This window comes from Eubacterium callanderi (assembly GCF_900142645.1).
Classification (GTDB): domain Bacteria; phylum Bacillota; class Clostridia; order Eubacteriales; family Eubacteriaceae; genus Eubacterium; species Eubacterium callanderi.
In genome coordinates this window covers 89,010-106,826 of record NZ_FRBP01000002.1, presented here as the reverse complement: position 1 = coordinate 106,826, position 17,817 = coordinate 89,010, and the positions used below count along the sequence as shown (strand labels likewise).

The 17,817-nt window shown below is 51.6% G+C and carries 17 protein-coding genes; 9 read left to right on the top strand and 8 right to left on the bottom strand.

Features of this window, described 5'->3' with window-relative positions:
* Positions 1 to 5 precede the first annotated feature (5 nt).
* The 4 genes from BUC22_RS21660 (at position 6) to BUC22_RS02695 (ending at position 3,269) form a co-directional block, all read left to right on the top strand.
* On the top strand, positions 6 to 182 hold the full coding sequence (locus BUC22_RS21660) for a hypothetical protein (RefSeq protein WP_013379714.1): 177 nt from the start codon (positions 6 to 8) through the stop codon (positions 180 to 182).
* Positions 172 to 1,530, top strand: a complete 1,359-nt coding sequence (locus tag BUC22_RS02705) for an ArnT family glycosyltransferase (RefSeq protein WP_073382311.1) — start codon at positions 172 to 174, stop codon at positions 1,528 to 1,530. The genes BUC22_RS21660 and BUC22_RS02705 overlap by 11 nt, the downstream gene beginning before the upstream one ends.
* Before the next feature lie 85 nt (positions 1,531 to 1,615).
* Positions 1,616 to 2,185 (top strand): nitroreductase family protein, encoded by a 570-nt coding sequence (locus BUC22_RS02700; protein ID WP_158308581.1) that lies wholly within the window; start codon positions 1,616 to 1,618, stop codon positions 2,183 to 2,185.
* Between the two features lie 157 nt (positions 2,186 to 2,342).
* Positions 2,343 to 3,269 (top strand): hypothetical protein, encoded by a 927-nt coding sequence (locus BUC22_RS02695; RefSeq protein WP_013379717.1) that lies wholly within the window; start codon positions 2,343 to 2,345, stop codon positions 3,267 to 3,269.
* 52 nt (positions 3,270 to 3,321) lie between these two features.
* On the opposite strand, the gene BUC22_RS02690 is transcribed toward BUC22_RS02695, so the two are convergent.
* The gene (locus BUC22_RS02690; RefSeq protein ID WP_013379718.1) at positions 3,322 to 4,365 is read right to left on the bottom strand and encodes an NAD(P)H-dependent amine dehydrogenase family protein; all 1,044 of its coding nucleotides are present in this window, start codon (positions 4,363 to 4,365) and stop codon (positions 3,322 to 3,324) included.
* Positions 4,366 to 4,532: 167 nt separating this feature from the next.
* On the opposite strand from BUC22_RS02690, the gene BUC22_RS02685 reads away from it, so the two are divergent.
* Positions 4,533 to 5,522 carry a 2-hydroxyacid dehydrogenase gene (locus BUC22_RS02685; RefSeq protein WP_013379719.1) on the top strand — a complete coding sequence of 330 codons (990 nt, stop codon included), beginning with the start codon at positions 4,533 to 4,535 and terminating at the stop codon, positions 5,520 to 5,522.
* Between the two features lie 35 nt (positions 5,523 to 5,557).
* Here BUC22_RS02685 and BUC22_RS02680 read toward each other — a convergent pair whose 3' ends face one another.
* The 7 genes from BUC22_RS02680 to BUC22_RS02645 form a co-directional block, all read right to left on the bottom strand.
* Complete coding sequence (locus BUC22_RS02680) at positions 5,558 to 6,466, bottom strand: sensor histidine kinase (RefSeq protein WP_013379720.1); 909 nt, start codon at positions 6,464 to 6,466, stop codon at positions 5,558 to 5,560.
* Positions 6,467 to 6,490: 24 nt separating this feature from the next.
* Complete coding sequence (locus BUC22_RS02675) at positions 6,491 to 7,318, bottom strand: ABC transporter permease (RefSeq protein WP_013379721.1); 828 nt, start codon at positions 7,316 to 7,318, stop codon at positions 6,491 to 6,493.
* Between the two features lie 14 nt (positions 7,319 to 7,332).
* The gene (locus tag BUC22_RS02670) at positions 7,333 to 8,172 is read right to left on the bottom strand and encodes an ABC-2 family transporter permease (RefSeq protein WP_013379722.1); all 840 of its coding nucleotides are present in this window, start codon (positions 8,170 to 8,172) and stop codon (positions 7,333 to 7,335) included.
* On the bottom strand, positions 8,165 to 9,088 hold the full coding sequence (locus BUC22_RS02665) for an ABC transporter ATP-binding protein (RefSeq protein WP_013379723.1): 924 nt from the start codon (positions 9,086 to 9,088) through the stop codon (positions 8,165 to 8,167). The genes BUC22_RS02670 and BUC22_RS02665 overlap by 8 nt, the downstream gene beginning before the upstream one ends.
* Positions 9,089 to 9,673: 585 nt before the next feature.
* Positions 9,674 to 10,366 (bottom strand): response regulator transcription factor, encoded by a 693-nt coding sequence (locus BUC22_RS02655; protein ID WP_013379725.1) that lies wholly within the window; start codon positions 10,364 to 10,366, stop codon positions 9,674 to 9,676.
* Between the two features lie 25 nt (positions 10,367 to 10,391).
* The gene (gene ybaK / locus BUC22_RS02650) at positions 10,392 to 10,877 is read right to left on the bottom strand and encodes a Cys-tRNA(Pro) deacylase (RefSeq protein WP_013379726.1); all 486 of its coding nucleotides are present in this window, start codon (positions 10,875 to 10,877) and stop codon (positions 10,392 to 10,394) included.
* 116 nt (positions 10,878 to 10,993) lie between these two features.
* Positions 10,994 to 12,034: an NAD(P)H-dependent glycerol-3-phosphate dehydrogenase gene (locus tag BUC22_RS02645; RefSeq protein WP_013379727.1), complete on the bottom strand. Its 1,041-nt coding sequence runs from the start codon at positions 12,032 to 12,034 to the stop codon at positions 10,994 to 10,996.
* A 248-nt stretch (positions 12,035 to 12,282) separates the two neighbouring features.
* On the opposite strand from BUC22_RS02645, the gene BUC22_RS02640 reads away from it, so the two are divergent.
* The 4 genes from BUC22_RS02640 (at position 12,283) to BUC22_RS02625 (ending at position 17,806) form a co-directional block, all read left to right on the top strand.
* On the top strand, positions 12,283 to 13,251 hold the full coding sequence (locus BUC22_RS02640) for a sugar-binding transcriptional regulator (protein WP_013379729.1): 969 nt from the start codon (positions 12,283 to 12,285) through the stop codon (positions 13,249 to 13,251).
* Between the two features lie 248 nt (positions 13,252 to 13,499).
* Complete coding sequence (locus tag BUC22_RS02635) at positions 13,500 to 15,008, top strand: FGGY-family carbohydrate kinase (RefSeq protein ID WP_073382308.1); 1,509 nt, start codon at positions 13,500 to 13,502, stop codon at positions 15,006 to 15,008.
* 367 nt (positions 15,009 to 15,375) lie between these two features.
* Complete coding sequence (locus tag BUC22_RS02630) at positions 15,376 to 16,995, top strand: type II toxin-antitoxin system RnlA family toxin (protein WP_013379731.1); 1,620 nt, start codon at positions 15,376 to 15,378, stop codon at positions 16,993 to 16,995.
* Positions 16,996 to 17,008: 13 nt separating this feature from the next.
* Positions 17,009 to 17,806: a histidinol-phosphatase HisJ family protein gene (locus BUC22_RS02625; protein WP_013379732.1), complete on the top strand. Its 798-nt coding sequence runs from the start codon at positions 17,009 to 17,011 to the stop codon at positions 17,804 to 17,806.
* Positions 17,807 to 17,817 lie beyond the last annotated feature (11 nt).

The following is a 17,817-nucleotide window of genomic DNA, read 5'->3' as shown; positions in this document are numbered from 1 at the left end:
AATGGATGAAAAAAATATTGACGGTATTATTGGTTTTGCTGCTGCTCTACATTGCACTGCCTTTTTTGTTCAAAACAGGTAATTTTGTGCTGAATGTTGCCCTTGTGCTCGCAGCCGGGGCGTTTCTGGCATTCTGGTTCAGCCTGGTATTCAGAAAGGAACAGGATCGGGATGCAGACTAAAGCTTTTTTCAAAACCTATCAGCGGGAAATTTTCTTTGTGTTGTTCTGTTTCTTCTTTTATTTTGCCTGGTCGCAGCTGATTCCCTACAATAATGCGCCGGATGAGGACATGCGGTACGATATCGCCCATTTTATTTTTAAGAACGGGGTGCTGCCCTTTGGCAATGAACCGGAAATTGTCAATCCCCTATGGGGACAGTCTTATGCCTATCAGCCGATTTTTGCCTACCAGATCGCCGCGGTATTTATGCAGGCGGGAGCGCTGTTCGGCATGGCTGAGGATCAGCTTTACCTTGCGGCCCGCTTTGCCAATACGCTCATTGCCACGGGCACAGTGGTGCTGGTGCTGGCCATTGGCAGAAAGTGCTTTAATGGAAAAGGGGTTTACCTTTTCGCGGTGCTGGTCTGTCTTCTGCCACAGTTTGTTTTTATTTCCTCCTATGTGAATAATGACACCCTGGCGCTGTTTTCCACAGCGCTGATCTTTTACTCGTGGATACTGGGAATGAAACGCCACTGGGATTTAAAAAGCTGTGTGGTGATGGCTGTGGGGCTTTCACTTTGCTTTTTATCTTATTACAATGCCTATGGCTTTATCCTGTGTAGTGTGGTTCTGTATGCAGGAGATTACCTGATAAACCGTAAAAAATGGCCGCTCAGGAAGTTTTTGGGCCTGGGCTTGGTCATTATCGGGATCTGCGCTGTACTGGCAGGCTGGTGGTTTGTGAGAAGCGCGCTGCTGCACGACGGCGATTTTTTCGGCATGCGGACAAGCGCCGCGCTGGCAGAACAGCTGGCCCAGCCAGCTTATAAGCCCTCGCAGCATGTGACGCCCATGAACTCGGGCTATTCGATTCTGCAGATGCTGTTTACTTCCTATCAAAATATGGATAAGGTGAGTCCGCCCTGGATTTTTGTGACCTATATCAGCTTTTTAGGAAATTTTGGTTTTATGAGTATTCCCATGTCGAAGATTGCCTATGTTGTCCTGACGGGAATTTTTGGTGTGGGGGGCGTTGGCTTTCTCCTGTGGTGGTTTAAGGAAGCGCGAAAAGAAGAGGGCGCCCGAGGGCATTTATGGACAGCCACGCTGATACTGGCAATTCTGCTGCCCATCGGTTTAAGCATATGGTATTCTTATTCGTCGGATTACCAGCCCCAGGGGCGCTATGTGATCACCGCGCTTATACCGCTCATGTATTTTCTGGCAAAGGGCCTGGTGTGGGCGGAAAATGCGTTGCGGTCAAAAGGCCTTGCCATTCCAGTAACACTTTTGACAATTTTTGCTGAGGTGGTGGTCGTTTTTTACGCATTCTGCGGCAATCTGGCGGCAGCAGTGCTTTCCTGACAAGCGACGCCGCTTTACAGGTGTGATATAATAGTATCAGGGTGAAATAAAATAAGCCCAATGTGATTATAAAATGATGGAGGTAATGATGGAAACTATTCAGATGATCTCAAATCCAACCATGAGCAGTATTTTAAACCGCCGGAGTATCCGGAAATACAAACAGGAGTCTGTGGGAATGAGCGAGCTGGCAAGCATAATGGAGGCAGCCCTTCAGGCCCCGACCGGGCGGAACGAGCAGTCCTGCGATATTATTATGGTCCAGGACAAGGACCTTCTAATGGAAATGAACGCTGGCTTTAAGGCCTATGCCAACGAGCACGGCAGCCGCTATGATCTGTCTGCGGATAACTATTCGGTTTATTACCACGCGCCGGCCTTTGCTTTTATTGTGGGCGACACCGCCAATAAATGGCGCTATGTGGACGGCGGCATTGTGGTTGAAAACATGGCCCTGGCGGCAGAATCCATGGGTGTGGGCACCTGTATCATCGGCATGATTTTAGACTATATGACCAGCGAGGACGGTGCGGACATGATGAAAAAGATTGGCGCGCCTGAAGGCTATGAGTTTATTATCGGTCTGGCTCTGGGCTATCCGGATGAAGCGCCAGAAGCGAAACCGAGAGATGGCTCAAAGGTACGTTTTCTGTAAGGTGGTTTCACATAAAGTATGGGACACTGTTTTCGGACAGTGTCCTTTTTATTGGCACGTGGAAATTTTAACAGCGTCAAGAATGTCGCTTTTTTACAAGTCCGCAGAATCTGAGATGGTATAATAACAGATAGAACAACGAAAGGAAGGACTTGCGATGCAGAACGCCTTTTATAATGAAATTAAAACATGGATGTACCGAAACGCGCGGCATGTGGAGCTGTGCCTGTGGCAGTATTTTTTTGAGGATGGGGATAAAAAAGCAGTTGCTGACGCGCTGTTATCCTACCAGAACGAGGACGGCGGCTTTGGCCATGTTCTGGAGCCGGACAACTGGAATCCAAATTCCACCCCCGCGAGCACCGACCACGCCCTGGGGCTTTTGAGACTCGCCGGCTTCGAGGACATGGAGCATCCCGTTTATCAGGGAATCTGGAAATACCTGGAGGCAGAGAAGGATCTGGCAGACTATGGCTGGCGCTTTACAGTGGAAAGCAACGATGACTACCCACACGCGCCCTGGTGGAATTACAGCGAGGAAATGAACCGTAAGGAGTATCTTGGCATGACAGCCAGTTTCGCAGCCTTTATCCTGAAATATGGCGATCCGGAGTCCCCGCTTTACCAGAAGGCACTCACCTTCACGCATGCTTTTCTGGAGATGCTGACACAGGATATGAGCTACGGAGAAATGGGCCTGAGCGGGTATATGGTGCTCATCGACACCATCAGAGAGATCAGTCTCGGCGGATATGATGGCGACGCCCTGGTAAAAGCGCTGGGCGGAAAAATAAAAAAAGCCATCGGGGAAGATGAAACGATCTGGGAGCAGTACGGCGTCCGCCCGTCAAATTTCATCAACAGCCCCTCCAGTGTTTTCTATGAAGATAACGCGGAAATGGTGGAGAAAGAGCTGCAGTATCTGCTGGATACCAAGCCCAAAGACGGTGTCTGGGGGATTACCTGGACCTGGTTCGATAATATGGCGCAGTACGGCGATGCCTTTATCCTCAGTGAAAACTGGTGGAAGGGCAGCCGGGCCATTATGAACACCCTGTTTCTGAGAAACTTTGGAAAGCTGTAAAATGGGCATAAAAAACGGCACGCGTTAAAAGCGGTGCCGTTTTTGTGGTTTTTTAGAAAAATTCATCCACGTAATATTGGATCGGATAAGTCATATATTCGACGGGCTCCATTTTTTCAACGGTAAAGTAACCGGCAGGTGCGTTCAGCAGCGCCGGAATTCGGTTGACAACCGTGGCGCAGGTGTGTTCTACTGTGGCTGGTTTTTCCACATAGAAGGTGGTGTCCGGCTCGCCGGAAATTTTCCAGTCGCACATATCGCCGTCGTTGGGGCCATAAACCTTGCCGATACACTGTGTTTCGATCACAGGTCCCTGGAAGGTTTCAGTGGTGACCACAGAGCTCATGCCTATGGCATTACCGCGCTTAATGGTTTCGCCCAGAGTTTCGGAATAAACATCCTCGTCCGAGAAGAAGGGGACGTTTTTCTGTGTCTGAGACTTGATGGTCCACCCCATTTTTGAGCACAGCGCTTCGTTGGAGTTCCAAACGTAGGAGGGCTCAAGGGTTTCGGGATGGGCAATCTGTTCTTCAAATTCTTCGGCAGTAAGGCCGGCTCCGTGGGCCTTGGCCAGCGCCAGGCCGTAATCTTCAACGTTGTAGCTCACAGCGCCCTCGATGCGGTCGATGCGCTCAACACCGCCCGCGATGGTACCGATCATATTGATCCAGAAAATATCCTGCATGCCAGAGCCCGCGATGGTACAGCCGGTTTCTTTGGCAAGGACATCGAGCCGGTTGGTGATGGCTGGAGAAGTATTCCAGGGATAAATCGCTTCCTCACAGGTAGTAATGGCGTTAATACCACGCTTGGCTACCTTTTCGAGGGCTTCCTCCATATCGTCCATAAAGCTGAACATGGTGACAATGGCGACATTCGCGTCTGTATTGTCTAAAACCGCGTCGGCATCATCGCTGATGGTGATGCCCAGTTTTACGCCAAGTTCGGCAAAATCGCCGACATCCATCCCCACAATATCCGGGTTAACATCAATGGCACCCACAATTTCTGCGCCTTTTTCATATAAATAGCGGATAATGACCTTGGCCATCTTGCCGCAGCCGTATTGAACCACACGGACTTTTTCTCTAAACATTGGCTTAAAACCTCTTTTCTTTGAATTTGCAGGTTTCCCTGCGTGCATCTTCTTTTAGGAATATACCCAAAAGCAAAGGATTAAACAAGGGCTTAAAAAACCTAAGGAACCTGCCTTGAAATTACCGGCAGAAACCGTTACAATGGGGAAAGAAAGGAAGCGATAAAATGAAAGTCATTGTTTTGGCCGCCAGAGCGCGGATTGAGAAATACACCGATTTCAGCCAGATTCCAGAGGACTGGGAGCTCGTTTTTGCCCAGGGGATGACCGACGACGAAATTTTGGAAAAGGCCGGTGACGCAGCCTTTATTTTTGCCGACCCGGTGCTGCCGGTCAGCGGCAGCCTGATCCGGGGCCTGCCCAATCTGAAGCTGATCCAGTCTGAGGGTGTGGGGTATAACCGGATTGACCTGGAGGCCGTCAGAGAGAAGGGCGTATATGTGTGCAATAACGCCTCCGCCAACAGCGGCGCCGTTGCTGAGCAGATCATCCTGTTGATTTTAGCGCTGCAGCGCCGGTTTATGGAGGGCGCCCGCATGGTGTATGAGGGCGGACAGGCAGCCGCCAAGCAGCAGTTCATACTGGACGGGCTCATGGAGCTGGGAGACAGCACTGTGGGCATTGTCGGCTTTGGCGCCATCGGTAAGGAGCTGGCCAGACGGCTGAACGGTTTTGGGTGCCGGATGCTTTATTATAACCGGCACCGTCTGCCCGAGAAGGAGGAGACAGAGCGGAATGCTGCCTACTGTGACCTTGATACTCTGCTCGAGACCTCAGATATTGTGAGTGTCAACCTGCCGGTAACGCCGGAAACCACTGGTTTTATCGACGGAGACTTTTTGAGAAAAATGAAAAAAACCGGAATCCTCATCAACACAGCCCGGGGTGAGATCATGGATCAGGAGGCTGTGGCCCAGGCGCTCCTTGATGGAACCATTGCCGGTGCCGGGATTGATACCCTCGCGCCAGAGCCCTTTACGCTGGATAACCCGATTTTAAGGCTGCCTGAGGAAGTCAGGGAAAAGAAGCTGGCCGTCTCGCCCCACGTGGCGGGCACGACCTATCACGTTTTTCATAAGATGCACCGGGACAGCTGGAAAAACCTGCGCCTGGTATCTGAGGGAAAAGAGCCGGAAAACATTGTGATCAAACCATAAGAAAGAGCACGGCGCAAAATTGTGCCGTGCTCTTTTTACGCCTGATTCCAGTAAATACAAAGGCTGAAAAGTGACCCGTCCAGACTGGCGGTGACCCGGTGGCCCATGGCCTCCACCAGATTTTTGACAATGGCCAGACCCAGTCCGGTGTTCTGGCCGGTGCGCATGCGGTCGGCTGTGAAAAAGCGGTCAAAAATCGAAGCGATGTCCGACTCGGTCAGACCACCGGCCTCGTTTTTGAAAACCGTGATCACGGTATTTCCTTCGGCGTACTGGTGGATTTCAAGGTACCGGCCTCCGTGCTTCAGGGAATTCTGGATCAGGTTGGTGAAAATACGGGTGACCGCGCCCGCGTCAGCACTCACCTCGGGCAGCCCATCCTCAAGGTCAATCTCAAGATGAATGTCCTTGTCCGTAAAGTCTTCATAAAAAGCGGCCAGCAGCTCGCAGAGAATCGGGTGGAGCGCAACCGGGCAGAGGTTCAGGGGGTACTCGCCGGATTCCATCCGGGAGAGGTCGTAAAAACCTGTGAGCAGGGTCTGGAGGGTGTGGGAGCGCTTTTCCACCACGGTCAGATACTCGGCACGGTCCTCGGCGGACAGGGCAGGATCTTTTAAAAGCTGGGTGTAGCCAAGAATGGCCGTCAGCGGTGTCCGCAGGTCATGGGAGATGTTGGCGATCTGGCGTCTGAGCGCCTTCTCCCGCCGCAGGGATTCCACCTGAACCGTCTGCTTCTGGTCCATCAGGACATTGATCTCGCGGACCAGCGCCTCAAGGGAGCGCCCGGGCGCCGGCAGGGACAGCCGCCTGTTTGGTGTGCTTTCATCAGAATGGTTGACGGCGCTCAGGTCATCCCTGAGCCTTTTGAGGCTCTGGCGCTCAAGCAGTAAAAGAGCCAGTAAAACGGCCGACAGTGCGATAAAAAAGATGAGTGTCAGGAACATGTTTCTGACTCCTTTCAAAATGGGTTAACGAATGTCTTTTCGCCTGAAAATATAAAGGCCAACGAAGACAGCCACAAGCGTATAAACAGTGCCCAGTAACAGGCAGTAGCCAAAAATCTCCGGGGTGATCAGGGTAAAAAAGCCACCTGAATGTGTTTGGATCACCTCCGTTAATCCTTCGATCTCCACAGGCTGATTTAGCAGCACCTTGTGAAAAGGCGTGATCAGCGGCAGATAATACAGCCCTTTAATCCACTCGGCCCCGGTTAGAAAATGAAGAAATTGAAGCAATGGATAGGGCAGAACTAAAAAGCTTAAGTAACAAATGATTGAAGGTATAAAATGTGTAAACAGGCAGGAGAAAAGACCTGAAACACAGACAGCGCCAATGAATACAGGGATGCTGGAAACCATCTGACCCACAAGTCCTGAATAAGCCTGAAAAAACAGACTGTCCCCAGATATGCCGCAAAACAAATGACCAATGGCAAGAAAGATGAAAAGAATGGTCAGGTAGGTTCCAAGAGTTAAGACAATAGAGATGATTAGTTTGGCGATGTAGACCTCTTTTCTGGACAGTTTGCTGGTGAGTGTATTCTTAAAAGTGTGAAATTTATATTCGTCGGTAATACAGCTTTTAGTAAAAAGGGGAATCCAGTAGGGCGCGATGCCAAATAACATGGCGGCGAATGCCGGAGGCATGGCAGAAACAGGCCAATCACTGTAGTATGAAGATACCATCGGAAACCAAAGCAGCATGGGTGTGGTTAAAACGAAGAGAAACAACAGAATTTTCCATGTACCCGGATGTCTTATAATACGAAAACACTCCGCCTTGATATAAGCTTTCATTTTCTCACTTCCCTCTAACGTATTTCCCGGCGTCTGTAAACAGCAAGGCCGATCAGGGTAGCGGCTGCCGCGTAGGCCAGACCAAGGATGAGACAGTAGGCGACAGAGGTTCCGGGGAGGAGGGCAGCATTCAGGATGTTTTCAATGTTATCCACCTTAAAGCCTACGCCCATCATATCGCCCATATTGGCAACATGGATGTCCAGCCCCATGATGGATGTGTAAAAGGGCGTTACCAGAGCAGTGCCGAACAGCGGCGTAAAAGCAGGATTTAAAAGCGTCAGGGTATAGAACAGAAGATAGGGAACCATCAGGAAACCCATGTACACAAAGCTGAAGGCTGTATTGTTGGGAATGATAAAGGCACAGGCGTTGCAGAGGCACAGCGCGCCGATATACAAAGGAATGGCTGCCGCAACGCGGTTAAACACCACGCCGATCAGGCCCATATCTTCGGGAAAGCCCAGCAGCAGAAACAGGCTGACCAGATAAGCCGCCAGGGTGATAGAGAATATGACAGCCGTCACAATCATGGAGACAGCCAGCTTCCCAAAATAGACCTGGGTCCTCGTGAAGCCAAAGGACAGGGTGTTTTTAAAGGTTTTGTATTTGTACTCATCAGAAAAGACAATGTCAACCATAATGAGCGCAGTGTATACCATGATCAGGAGCATGGGGACAATAACGGAGAGACTGGTCCGGATAAGCTCCTGAGAATTTGTGGGGCTGCTCCGGAAGGCGACAAAAAACAGGACGTTGACCGCGATGGCCAGCAGCACGAAGATTAACAGCGTGTTGCGCATATAAATCCGCTTAAAGGTTTTAAAACACTCTGCCTTGATGTAGTTAAGCATTTTCTTCACCTCCGATAACTGAGATAAAATAGTCCTCGAGATTGGAGCCTTTGGGGGTTAGCGCATAGAGGCCAACGCCGTTTTGCGCCAGTGTCTGCGATAAGAGCGGGACCTGGTCCAGAAAGCCGTAAACACGCAGCACGCCATCGGGGAGAACCTCATAGGCGCGGCAGTCCAGGCAGGTTTCCAAAACCATGGCAGCCCTTTCGGTGTTGTCTGCGACCACCTCAAGGTATTCCTGACACTCGCGTTCGAGCTCCCTGGCAGTGATCTCATTGACAAGACGCCCCTGATGGATAAAGCCATAGCGGGTGGCCAGGGTGGAAAGCTCAGAGAGAATATGGCTGGAAATCAGAATGGTGACTTCCCGCTCCCGGTTAAGCCGCAGCAGAACATTCCGGATTTCCACAATGCCCATGGGGTCCAGCCCGTTGGTGGGTTCATCCAGAATCAGCAGGTCGGGCCGGTGCATGATGGCCAGGGCCAGGCCGAGGCGCTGTTTCATCCCCAGCGAGAATTTCTGGAATTTTTTCTTTCCGGTCCCGCTGAGGCCAACCAGCTCCAGAGCCTCGTCCACACATTCTCTGCCGGCAATGCCCCGCTGTATCCGGTAGTATTCCAGATTGTCACGGGCTGTCATGAAGGGATAAAAGCAGGAATCCTCAACAATGGCGCCAATGCGGTGGCGCATGGTGTTCAGCCCGCCCGCCGAGGTTTCCCCCCAGAGCTCAATCTCGCCTGCGTCCGGTAAGGCCAGCGAGGTGATCAGGCGGATCAGCGTGGTCTTGCCCGCGCCGTTTTTGCCCATGAGGCCGTAGATGTCGCCCTTTTCGAGGGAGAGGGATACGCCCTCCACAGCCGGAACATGATGGTATTTTTTAGTAAGGTTTCGTGTTTTAAGTACGGTTGTTTTCATGTTGTTCACCTGTCCTTTCGTTGGCTTTATTATACTTGGGAAATTGTAAGGTTTGCTCTAGCAAATGTTAAGAAAGCATGAAGTTTGTCCGTCGAAAAAAGCCGAATTGCCGCGTTATGGCGGCTTTTCAATTCGGTCACATATAAAAGATATGCTCCCTCATTGAAAAGCCGCCACGCCTTGCACTTCGACCTTTTTCTTAGGCCAAACCGGAGGCTTGCCGAAAGCATAAAAAATACTGCACATTTTGATTGGAATCTTCAGACTGTCAAAGAAGTGGCGCGGCCCGAGACTGCGCCTTTTATCCAGATAAGAAAAAAGGTCCAGGCGCTGCGAATAACGACCAGGAATCGTGCCAAAATACCGGAACAGCCGGACACTGGTGAGATCGAGGTTCCACTTTAGTGAAGAAGCTATCCCTGCAAGGTTAGTGTCCGCAGGACACCTTTTTCTTCCTTAGGTAAAAGGCTTCGTCTCTCAGGTTTTTGACACACTGTCGCGGCTGAAAGCCGCTTTTTAATCGCTTTTGCGTGAGCAAAAGGGTACAATCATTTTCCATTTTCCATTCTCAATTTTCCATTTCTTTTACCTTTCCATCTTAAACCCGATGCCCCACACGGTTTTGATATAGCTAGTGTCAGGGTCGATTTTGGCGAGCTTGCTTCGGATATTGCTGATGTGGACGTTGACGGTGTTGTCCTCGCCCAGAAACGCGTCCTCCCAGACCTGGGTAAAGAGGTTCTCTCTGGTAAAGACCTTTTTGGGATGGGACATGAGCAGATGAAGGATTTTAAATTCCCGGACGGTCAGGGAAACAGGCTGATCTTTCAGGCGCACCTCCATGCTGTCCGCGTCCAGGACGAGGTCGCCGCTTGTCAGAATCTTCACGCTGCCGCCGGCTTCTGAAAAAGCCACAGCGCGACGCAGCTGGGCCTCGACACGGGCCAGCACCTCGCCCACGTCAAAGGGCTTGCAGATAAAATCATCCGCGCCGAGCTTTAAAAGGTCGATGCGGTCAGCCACGGAGGCCTTGGCCGAAATGATGATAATGGGCACGGTGCTTGACCTGCGGATCTGGGCGACCAGCGCCTCCCCGGTAACACCGGGAAGCATGAGGTCGAGGAGCACCAGGTCATACTGGTACTGCTCCAGGCACATTTTGCCCTCGCTGCCGGAAAAGGCAGGGCGCACGTGATAGCCAGCATTGGTCAGCAGCTTTTCCAGAAGGCTGTTGATGTCCGCGTCGTCTTCTACGATAAGAATATTGTATGGGCTCATAGAGGGTTCCTTTCTTTTGCCAGGCTTATTTTATAATGTCGGCCACGCTGCCCCGCACAAAGGTGACAAGGGCTTCGGGCTCCATCTCGATCTGATAGCCGATCTTTCCCGCGGAGACAATGATATGATGGATGCTTTTGCAGCTTTCATCAAAAACCGTTTTGTAGGATTTTTTCATACCGATGGGGGAGCAGCCCCCGCGCACATAGCCGGTGACGCTGTTGATGTCCCGGACAGGGATCATTTCAACGGATTTTTCGCCAGCCGCCCGGGCAGCTTTTTTTAAATCCAGCGCCTCTGCCACCGGGATCACAAAGACGCAGTAATCGCCGGAGTGGCCGTGGCATACCAGCGTCTTAAAGACCTCCTCCACCTTTTGGCCCAGGCGGGCGGCGACGGTAACGCCGTCTACAGCGCCGTCCTCATGGTCGTATTCGTGGGGGGTATAGGGGAGCTTCGCCTTATCTAAAATGCGCATCACATTGGTTTTGTTTTTATCCTTTTTTGCCAATCTAAGTCACTTCCTTTTTATCTGTGGGTTGATTACGGAGATATTATAGCACAAAAAAAGATCGGCACAAAATTGCGCCGATCTTTTTGGGGTTATATATGAGATGCAGGGGCTGTCTAGAATTTTTCAGTTTCAAAGGCTTTCCAGGGGATATCCACTTCGGCGCCCTTGTTAATGATGTCATCTACGTGCATGAGCAGCGGGAAGTCGGCCAGATCGACCTTGCCGTTTTCGGCCAGTCTGCGGACAGCCTTCGCGGTGCGGGTGGCGATGACAATGGATTCCAGTGTGACGCCTGCCAGCTCTTCCATGGCGTCGTCGAAGGACATGCCGCGGCCGAGAAGTGTACCGATTTTACGGGTTCTTCCACCGAAGATGGTAACATAGAGGTCGCCGGCGCCGTAGATGATATTTTCTTCACCGCCGCCCACTAAATTCAGAAGCTGCTTCATTTCTTTCACGCTCTGTCCAAACAGGGCGGCCTGGGAGTTGTAATGCTGAACGCCGATGCCTTCATTCTTTTCCGCGATGCCGACTGCCAGGGAAACGCCCAGGGCGTAAGCGTTTTTGAGCGCGACGGCGCATTCAACACCGATCACATCGGTTGAGAGGCTTACATGGTAGTAGGGGGCAGTGAACATTGCCTTGATTTTGCGCAGGGTTTCAATGTCACGGCCACAGAATGCCACGGCGGAATTGTCCTTGTCGGCCAGCTCATAGCTGGTGCATGGACCGCCGATGCCGTTGATGGAAAGCTTTTTGCCCTCAGGAAGTCTGGATTCCCAGTAGTGGGGATAGGTGATCATGGAGCCGTCTTCCTGGTCGATCATGCCCTTGGTCACTGCGATCATCGGAACATCGTCAGGGATGATTGGAAGAATATTTTCCGCGAACCAGTCGACACCGAAGCTGCTGACGCCGCATAATACAACATCTGCACCTTTGAGGGCTTCTTCCACTTCTTCGACCTGGTAGTACTTAACACTGTCCGGCAAGGTTCTCTTTAAATTGATATGGAAGTTTGATCTGCGGAGCTCGTCAATGATTTCTCTGTCAAGGGGGGTACCCACCAACCGTACTTCGTGTCCGTTTTCAATCACAGGATAAGTTAATGCAGATGCCATCTGGCCTGCGCCGACATAGGTAAGAATGCTCATAGTTTTAATCTCCTTTGGTTTTCTTGTTTCTCGTGGTAATTGGTTGTTGATTATAGAATACGCCTGTTTTTTTGAATTGTCAAGAGAAAAATGAGATTTTTTTCAAATACTGAAAATAATCTCATATATTTTTGCGGTATTGTGTTTTTCACAAAAATAAGCTTGACAAAGTATTGAAAAACCATTACAATGAAAATAATCTCAGATATTGAAATTTTTCTCTACCACCAAGAAGGGAAGACAGCATTATGGAACAGAGCAAAGTCAATCAGATCCTTCGCGTCGCTAAAATGTACTATGAACTCAAGATGAGCCAGCAGGATATCGGCGCCAAGGAAAACATTTCTAAATCCACCGTCAGCCGTCTTTTAAAGAACGCCATGGACCTGGGGTTTGTGGAGGTTCGGATTCGTCAGCCGCATTACGCGCTGGCCGATCTGGAGGCTGAATTTACCAACCGTTTTGGCATCCGCAAGGTGGTGATTGCGGCCGATGTTGTGGAAAACCGGGAGGTGCTGGTGCAGGATGTCTGCAGCGCCATGGCGGCGGACCTGCCCAAGTACATCGTGGATGACAGCGTCGTGGGCGTGGCCTGGGGACGGACCTTAAATGTCCTCATTAAGCACCTGCCAAAAATGAGCCGCAGCAATACCCTGACTATCCAGCTCAACGGCGGGGCTTCAAGGGCCCTGTACGAGTCAGGCGCGACGGATATTGTCAAGGCATTCAAGAACGCCATCGGCGGGGACGGCTATCTGCTGCCTGCGCCGGCCATTGTGGACACGCCGCATATCGCTGAGGTGATCATGGGGGATTCCCAGATCAGCTCAGTGCTTCAGCTTGCAAAACGCTGCAGGACCGCGGTCTTTTCGGTGGGCAACATCACCGAGCGTTCGGTGCTCTATGAGCTGGGCTGCTTTAGCCCGCGGGAGTACATGAGCTTTAAGACCAAAGGCGCAGTGGGCGATGTCTGCTCACATTATATTGATATTGATGGCAACGTGGCGGATGAAAACCTGGACGGCAGAGTCGTGGGGACTTCCCTTGAGCACATTAAGAAAATACCGAATAAGCTGATGGTAGCCGTGGGGCTTGAGAAAGCCGAGGCCGTTCTGGGCGCTCTGCGCGGCGGCTATGCCGATGTGCTTTATCTTGACGAGCCGCTGGCGAGAAAGGTTCTGGAGATCGACGAAAATTCAGAGGACTCGAAAAAATAAGTCAGCGACTGCGCCTTTTATCCAGATAAGTAAAAAGGTCCAGGCGCTGAGGTAAACGGCCAGGAATCGTGAAACACAACCGGAACAGCCGGACACTGGTGAGATCAGGCGTTAACTTTAGTGAAGAAGATATCCGTGTGAGGTTGTTGCCCGCAGGACGCTTTTTTCTTCCTTAGGTAAAAGGCTTCGTCTTTCTGTTTTTTCGACAATCCGAAAATAAATTTCAAATTTCTAAGGGGGAAATTTAAATGAAGCAAGCGAATTATTTTATGGGTATTGATTTGGGCACGCAGAGTGTGCGTGTGGTGGTGGCCGATATGAGCGGCAACGTGGTGGTTTCGGATGAGCAGGCTTATGAAACCCTGTACCCCCAGGCGGGGTGGGCGGAGCAGCGGCCCGCGGACTGGTGGCGCTGTCTGAACACCGCGGTCGCCAATGTGACCGATAAGCTGTCCATTGGCCTGCGCTACAGCATATCCGCCATCAGCGTGTGCGCCACCTCACCCACCATTATCCCGGTGGATGAAAACGGCGAGGCCCTGACCAATGCCATCATGTGGATGGACAACCGGGCGGTTAAGGAAACAGAGCTTGTCAACGCGACCCACCACCCGATCCTCGACTACTGCGGCGGCGAGGATTCTGTGGAGTGGACCATCCCGAAAATGCTCTGGATTAAGAATAATCAGCCGGAGATCTATCAAAAGAGCTATAAGATCATCGAGCAGCTGGACTATATCAACCATAAGCTCTGCGGCAAATTTACGAACTCGGTCTGCCAGGCAGCCTGCAAGGCCCATTATGTGGCCTGCGAGGGCGGCTGGTCCGATGACTTCTTCAACCAGGCAGGCCTTGAGGATTATAAGGATAAGATGATTCTGGATGTGACCCGTGTGGGTGATGTGCTGGGCACCATCAATAAGGATTTTGCGGAAAAATACGATCTGAACCCGGAAATGCTCGTGGTGCAGGGGGGCATCGACGCCCACATCGGTATGCTTGGCCTGGGGGTAGACCGGGCCGGTAAAATGGCCATGATCATGGGCACCAGCTTTGTACAGCTCTGCTTCTCCGAACAGAAGCTGCAGCTGGACGGCCTCTGGGGGCCCTACGACGCGCCCATTATTCCGGACGCGTGGCTTTTGGAGGGAGGGCAGACCTCAGCCGGCTCCATTGTAAAATGGTACATGCGTGAGTTTGGCGTGGACAAAATGGACAACCCCTACGCCTATATGAATGAACAGATTGAGGGCATTGCCCCCGGGGCCGACGGACTGGTGGCTCTGGATTTCTTCCAGGGGAACCGTACCCCCTATAAGGACGCCAACGCCAAGGGGGTTATCTATGGCCTGACCCTCAGCCATACCAAGGCGCATATTTACAGAGCCCTGCTGGAATCTGTGGCCTTTGGCACCAAGAACATCATTGACAGCTTTGAGCAGAATGGCAGCCCGGTCAATACCATTGTGGGCTGCGGCGGCGTTACCAAGGATAAGGTCTGGATGCAGATCATCTCGGATGTGACCGGAAAACCCATTGTGGTGACCGAGGACGCAGGCGCCAGCGCTCTGGGCTGTGCCATTGTGGCCTCTGTGGGCTCTAAGGCCTACATGAATTTTGAGGAAGCCACCCGCGGCATGGTTAAGGAAGCCTATGTGGTCGAGCCAAACCCGGAAACCCATGCGGTGTATGAAGGCATCTTTGAAAAATATGTGGAAATCTACCATCAGCTAAAGGGAACCATGGCGGGGGCGTAAGCTTGGCGGTTGGATGAGCATTAAAGTGGGAGGCACTTTCAATGGAAAATTGAGAATGGAGAATGAGTGAACCCTTTTTCTAACGAAAAAGCGATTCATATAGCGGGCCGCGGCCGCTATCCTACTCAAAATGCGCAGCATTTTGTTCCTGTAATTCTCCATTCTCAATTCTACATTCTCCATTCAAAAGTCTCTTTCTAAAGTTTAACCTCTTAATTTAAAGCTTCATCAACAGTGTAAGATCGGCGCAGTTTTGCGCCGATCTTTTTGCGTAGTGTGGAATTTAATATACATTCACCCCCCTCTGTGGTATGATTAATAGAGCGAAAAAGGCGTATAAATAACAATAGAGAAAAGGAGGGTTGCTATGAAAGTAAAACTTTGCGATCTGAAGGCTTTGGAAAACCTCACCATTGCGGCGTACGACATACCGGATAATATGGTGCTGGCCTCCAAGGCTAAATTTACCAAGGCAGCTGGAAAGAACAACTGCTTTATCTCCGGGGCCCCCTCACAGGCCATTGACCGGGATCTGGAGGTGCTGTCGGTTTCTGCGCACCGCATATCCTGTACCTACTCCTTCTCCATGAGCGAGAAGGGGTATGAGGAGCTGATCGAAACCCTGATGAAACGGCCGGATTTTACCAACAATCCCAAATACAATAAAAAATACCACCGGGTTTTTTATGTGAACAAGCGCAAGTTCACCATCTCCTATTTTAACAAAAAGCGCATTGCCACCGTCTATGCCAGCAACGATTTGTTTGACACAGACCTGGCCCCTCTGTTTGACCGCCAGTGGGGAGACCCCATTGACCGGGAAACCGCCAAAAAGGAGACGGCTAAAAAGGAAACCGCCAAAAAAGAGCCGGCCAAGAAGGCAGCGGTGAAAAATGAAAGCTACAAGTGGGAAAAGAAAAAGCAGCCGGTGGCCGTGGCCGCGCTCACAGCCCTGCCCGTGGCCGAGGAGCCCCTAAAGCCCCCAAAGACCGAGCCCCACTGGACGGTACAGGACATCAGCTTCCGCATCAACCGCATTGTGGTCACTGGCGAGAAGCTGAGCCTCAGCTCGACCAAAAAGCTCAAGGCCATCACGGACAAAAGCAATAACAGTGTCAGCCTGAAAATTGAAAATACAGGCCCGGGAAAAAGAAAACAGGCGGTCACCCTGACCAGCAACATTAACAGCTACCTGGTGGAAGCCATCGACTGTGTAAAGGCCGAATCACCTGAGCCTTTATCCTTTGAGCTGCGGTTCCCCATGAAAACCGCCACCTGGGATTATATCTGCCGGAACAGCTGGCTGGATGGTGCGGCCAACGAGTCTCTGGAAAACGGCTTTAAAATGGTCTCTGAGGGACAGTCCGTATTTTTCAGGCGCAACAACAACACCGGCGTGTGTGAGATGAAGGGACTGAACACCGAGCTGCTGCGGGACTGCATTATCCGCTTGGAGGATATTTTTGAGAACAATACCGGAGACCGCAGGGTGGAAAAGGAATCCATCAATGAGGTCATCCGGAAAAAGATCCCCTATACCATCCGGATCTTAAAGGATCAGGCGGACCAGTTCATCAACCTGATTTCGCCGTCCTTTGTGCTGCTGAACGACGCCAGCATCGAGCTGACCGACTACAGCCCCATGGTTTTCTCCGTATACCGCGGGGTTGAGCTGTACCTCAAATACCTGGCAGACCTGAGCGGCATCGACCTGGCCAACCAGCCGGTGGGCAAGATTTTTAAAACTGTCGGGCGCCAGAAGCACCAGTATCTGCAGATGATCAACGACTCCATGAAGGGTGAGATGCTCCAGTCCATTTTTGAGAACTTCGGGAGCTACAGAAACGCCCTGTTCCACGCCAATCTGGACAATGTCATGGTCATTGGCAGCCGGGAAGCGGCTGAGGACATCTGTATCAGCGCCCTGCAGAACCTGGAGGCAGCCAGCTTTCAGTTTCATCTGGAAGAGATGACCATCACCATCTGAGGGAGGAGCGCCTATGTCCGGTTATCTTGCCGATTACCATGTTCACACCCGCTTTTCCTTTGACTCGGAGGAGACCATTGGGGCTATCCGTAAAATGGCGGCGGCCAGAGGGCTGAGTGAGGTGTGCATCACAGACCACTTTACAGTAAACCCAAAGGATAAGAGCTTTGGCCTTTACCCCTACCGCGAGGCTTATGAGGAGTACCTCAGGGACAGCGCCGGGGCGGGCCCGGCAGTGCGCTTTGGCCTTGAGATTGGGGAGGGGCAGTACCGGCGGGATACCCTGGACGATTTTCTGGCCCAGGCCCATTACGATTTTATCATCGGCTCGGTCCACAATATCGGGGATATTACCATCCGCCAGACCATCCGGGAGCGCGGCGCCGACTACGCCTTTGACGCTTACTATGACGAGGTGCTGGGGCTGGCCGAGGAGGGCGACTACGATGTGCTCGGCCACCTGGACCTGGTCAACCGCTATGCCTGGGACGAGCAGGGAATCTACCGGCTCGACGCCTACACGCATCAGATTGAAGCGATTTTGAAGGCTGTGATCCACCGGGGCCGGGGCATTGAGATTAATACCTCCAGCCTGAGTAAAAACTGCCGGCAATTTATGCCAAACCCCTGGATTGTAAAAAGGTTCAAGGCCCTTGGCGGCCAGATCGTCACCCTCGGCTCCGACGCCCACAGCGCGGCCCGGGTGGGCGATGGGCTGTCCGAGGCGGCCGCGCTGCTGAGAGACTGCGGATTTGAGGCGCTGGCGGCCTTTGAAAAACGCCGGCCAAGGCTGATGCCCTTAGGACAATAAAAAAGTGTGAG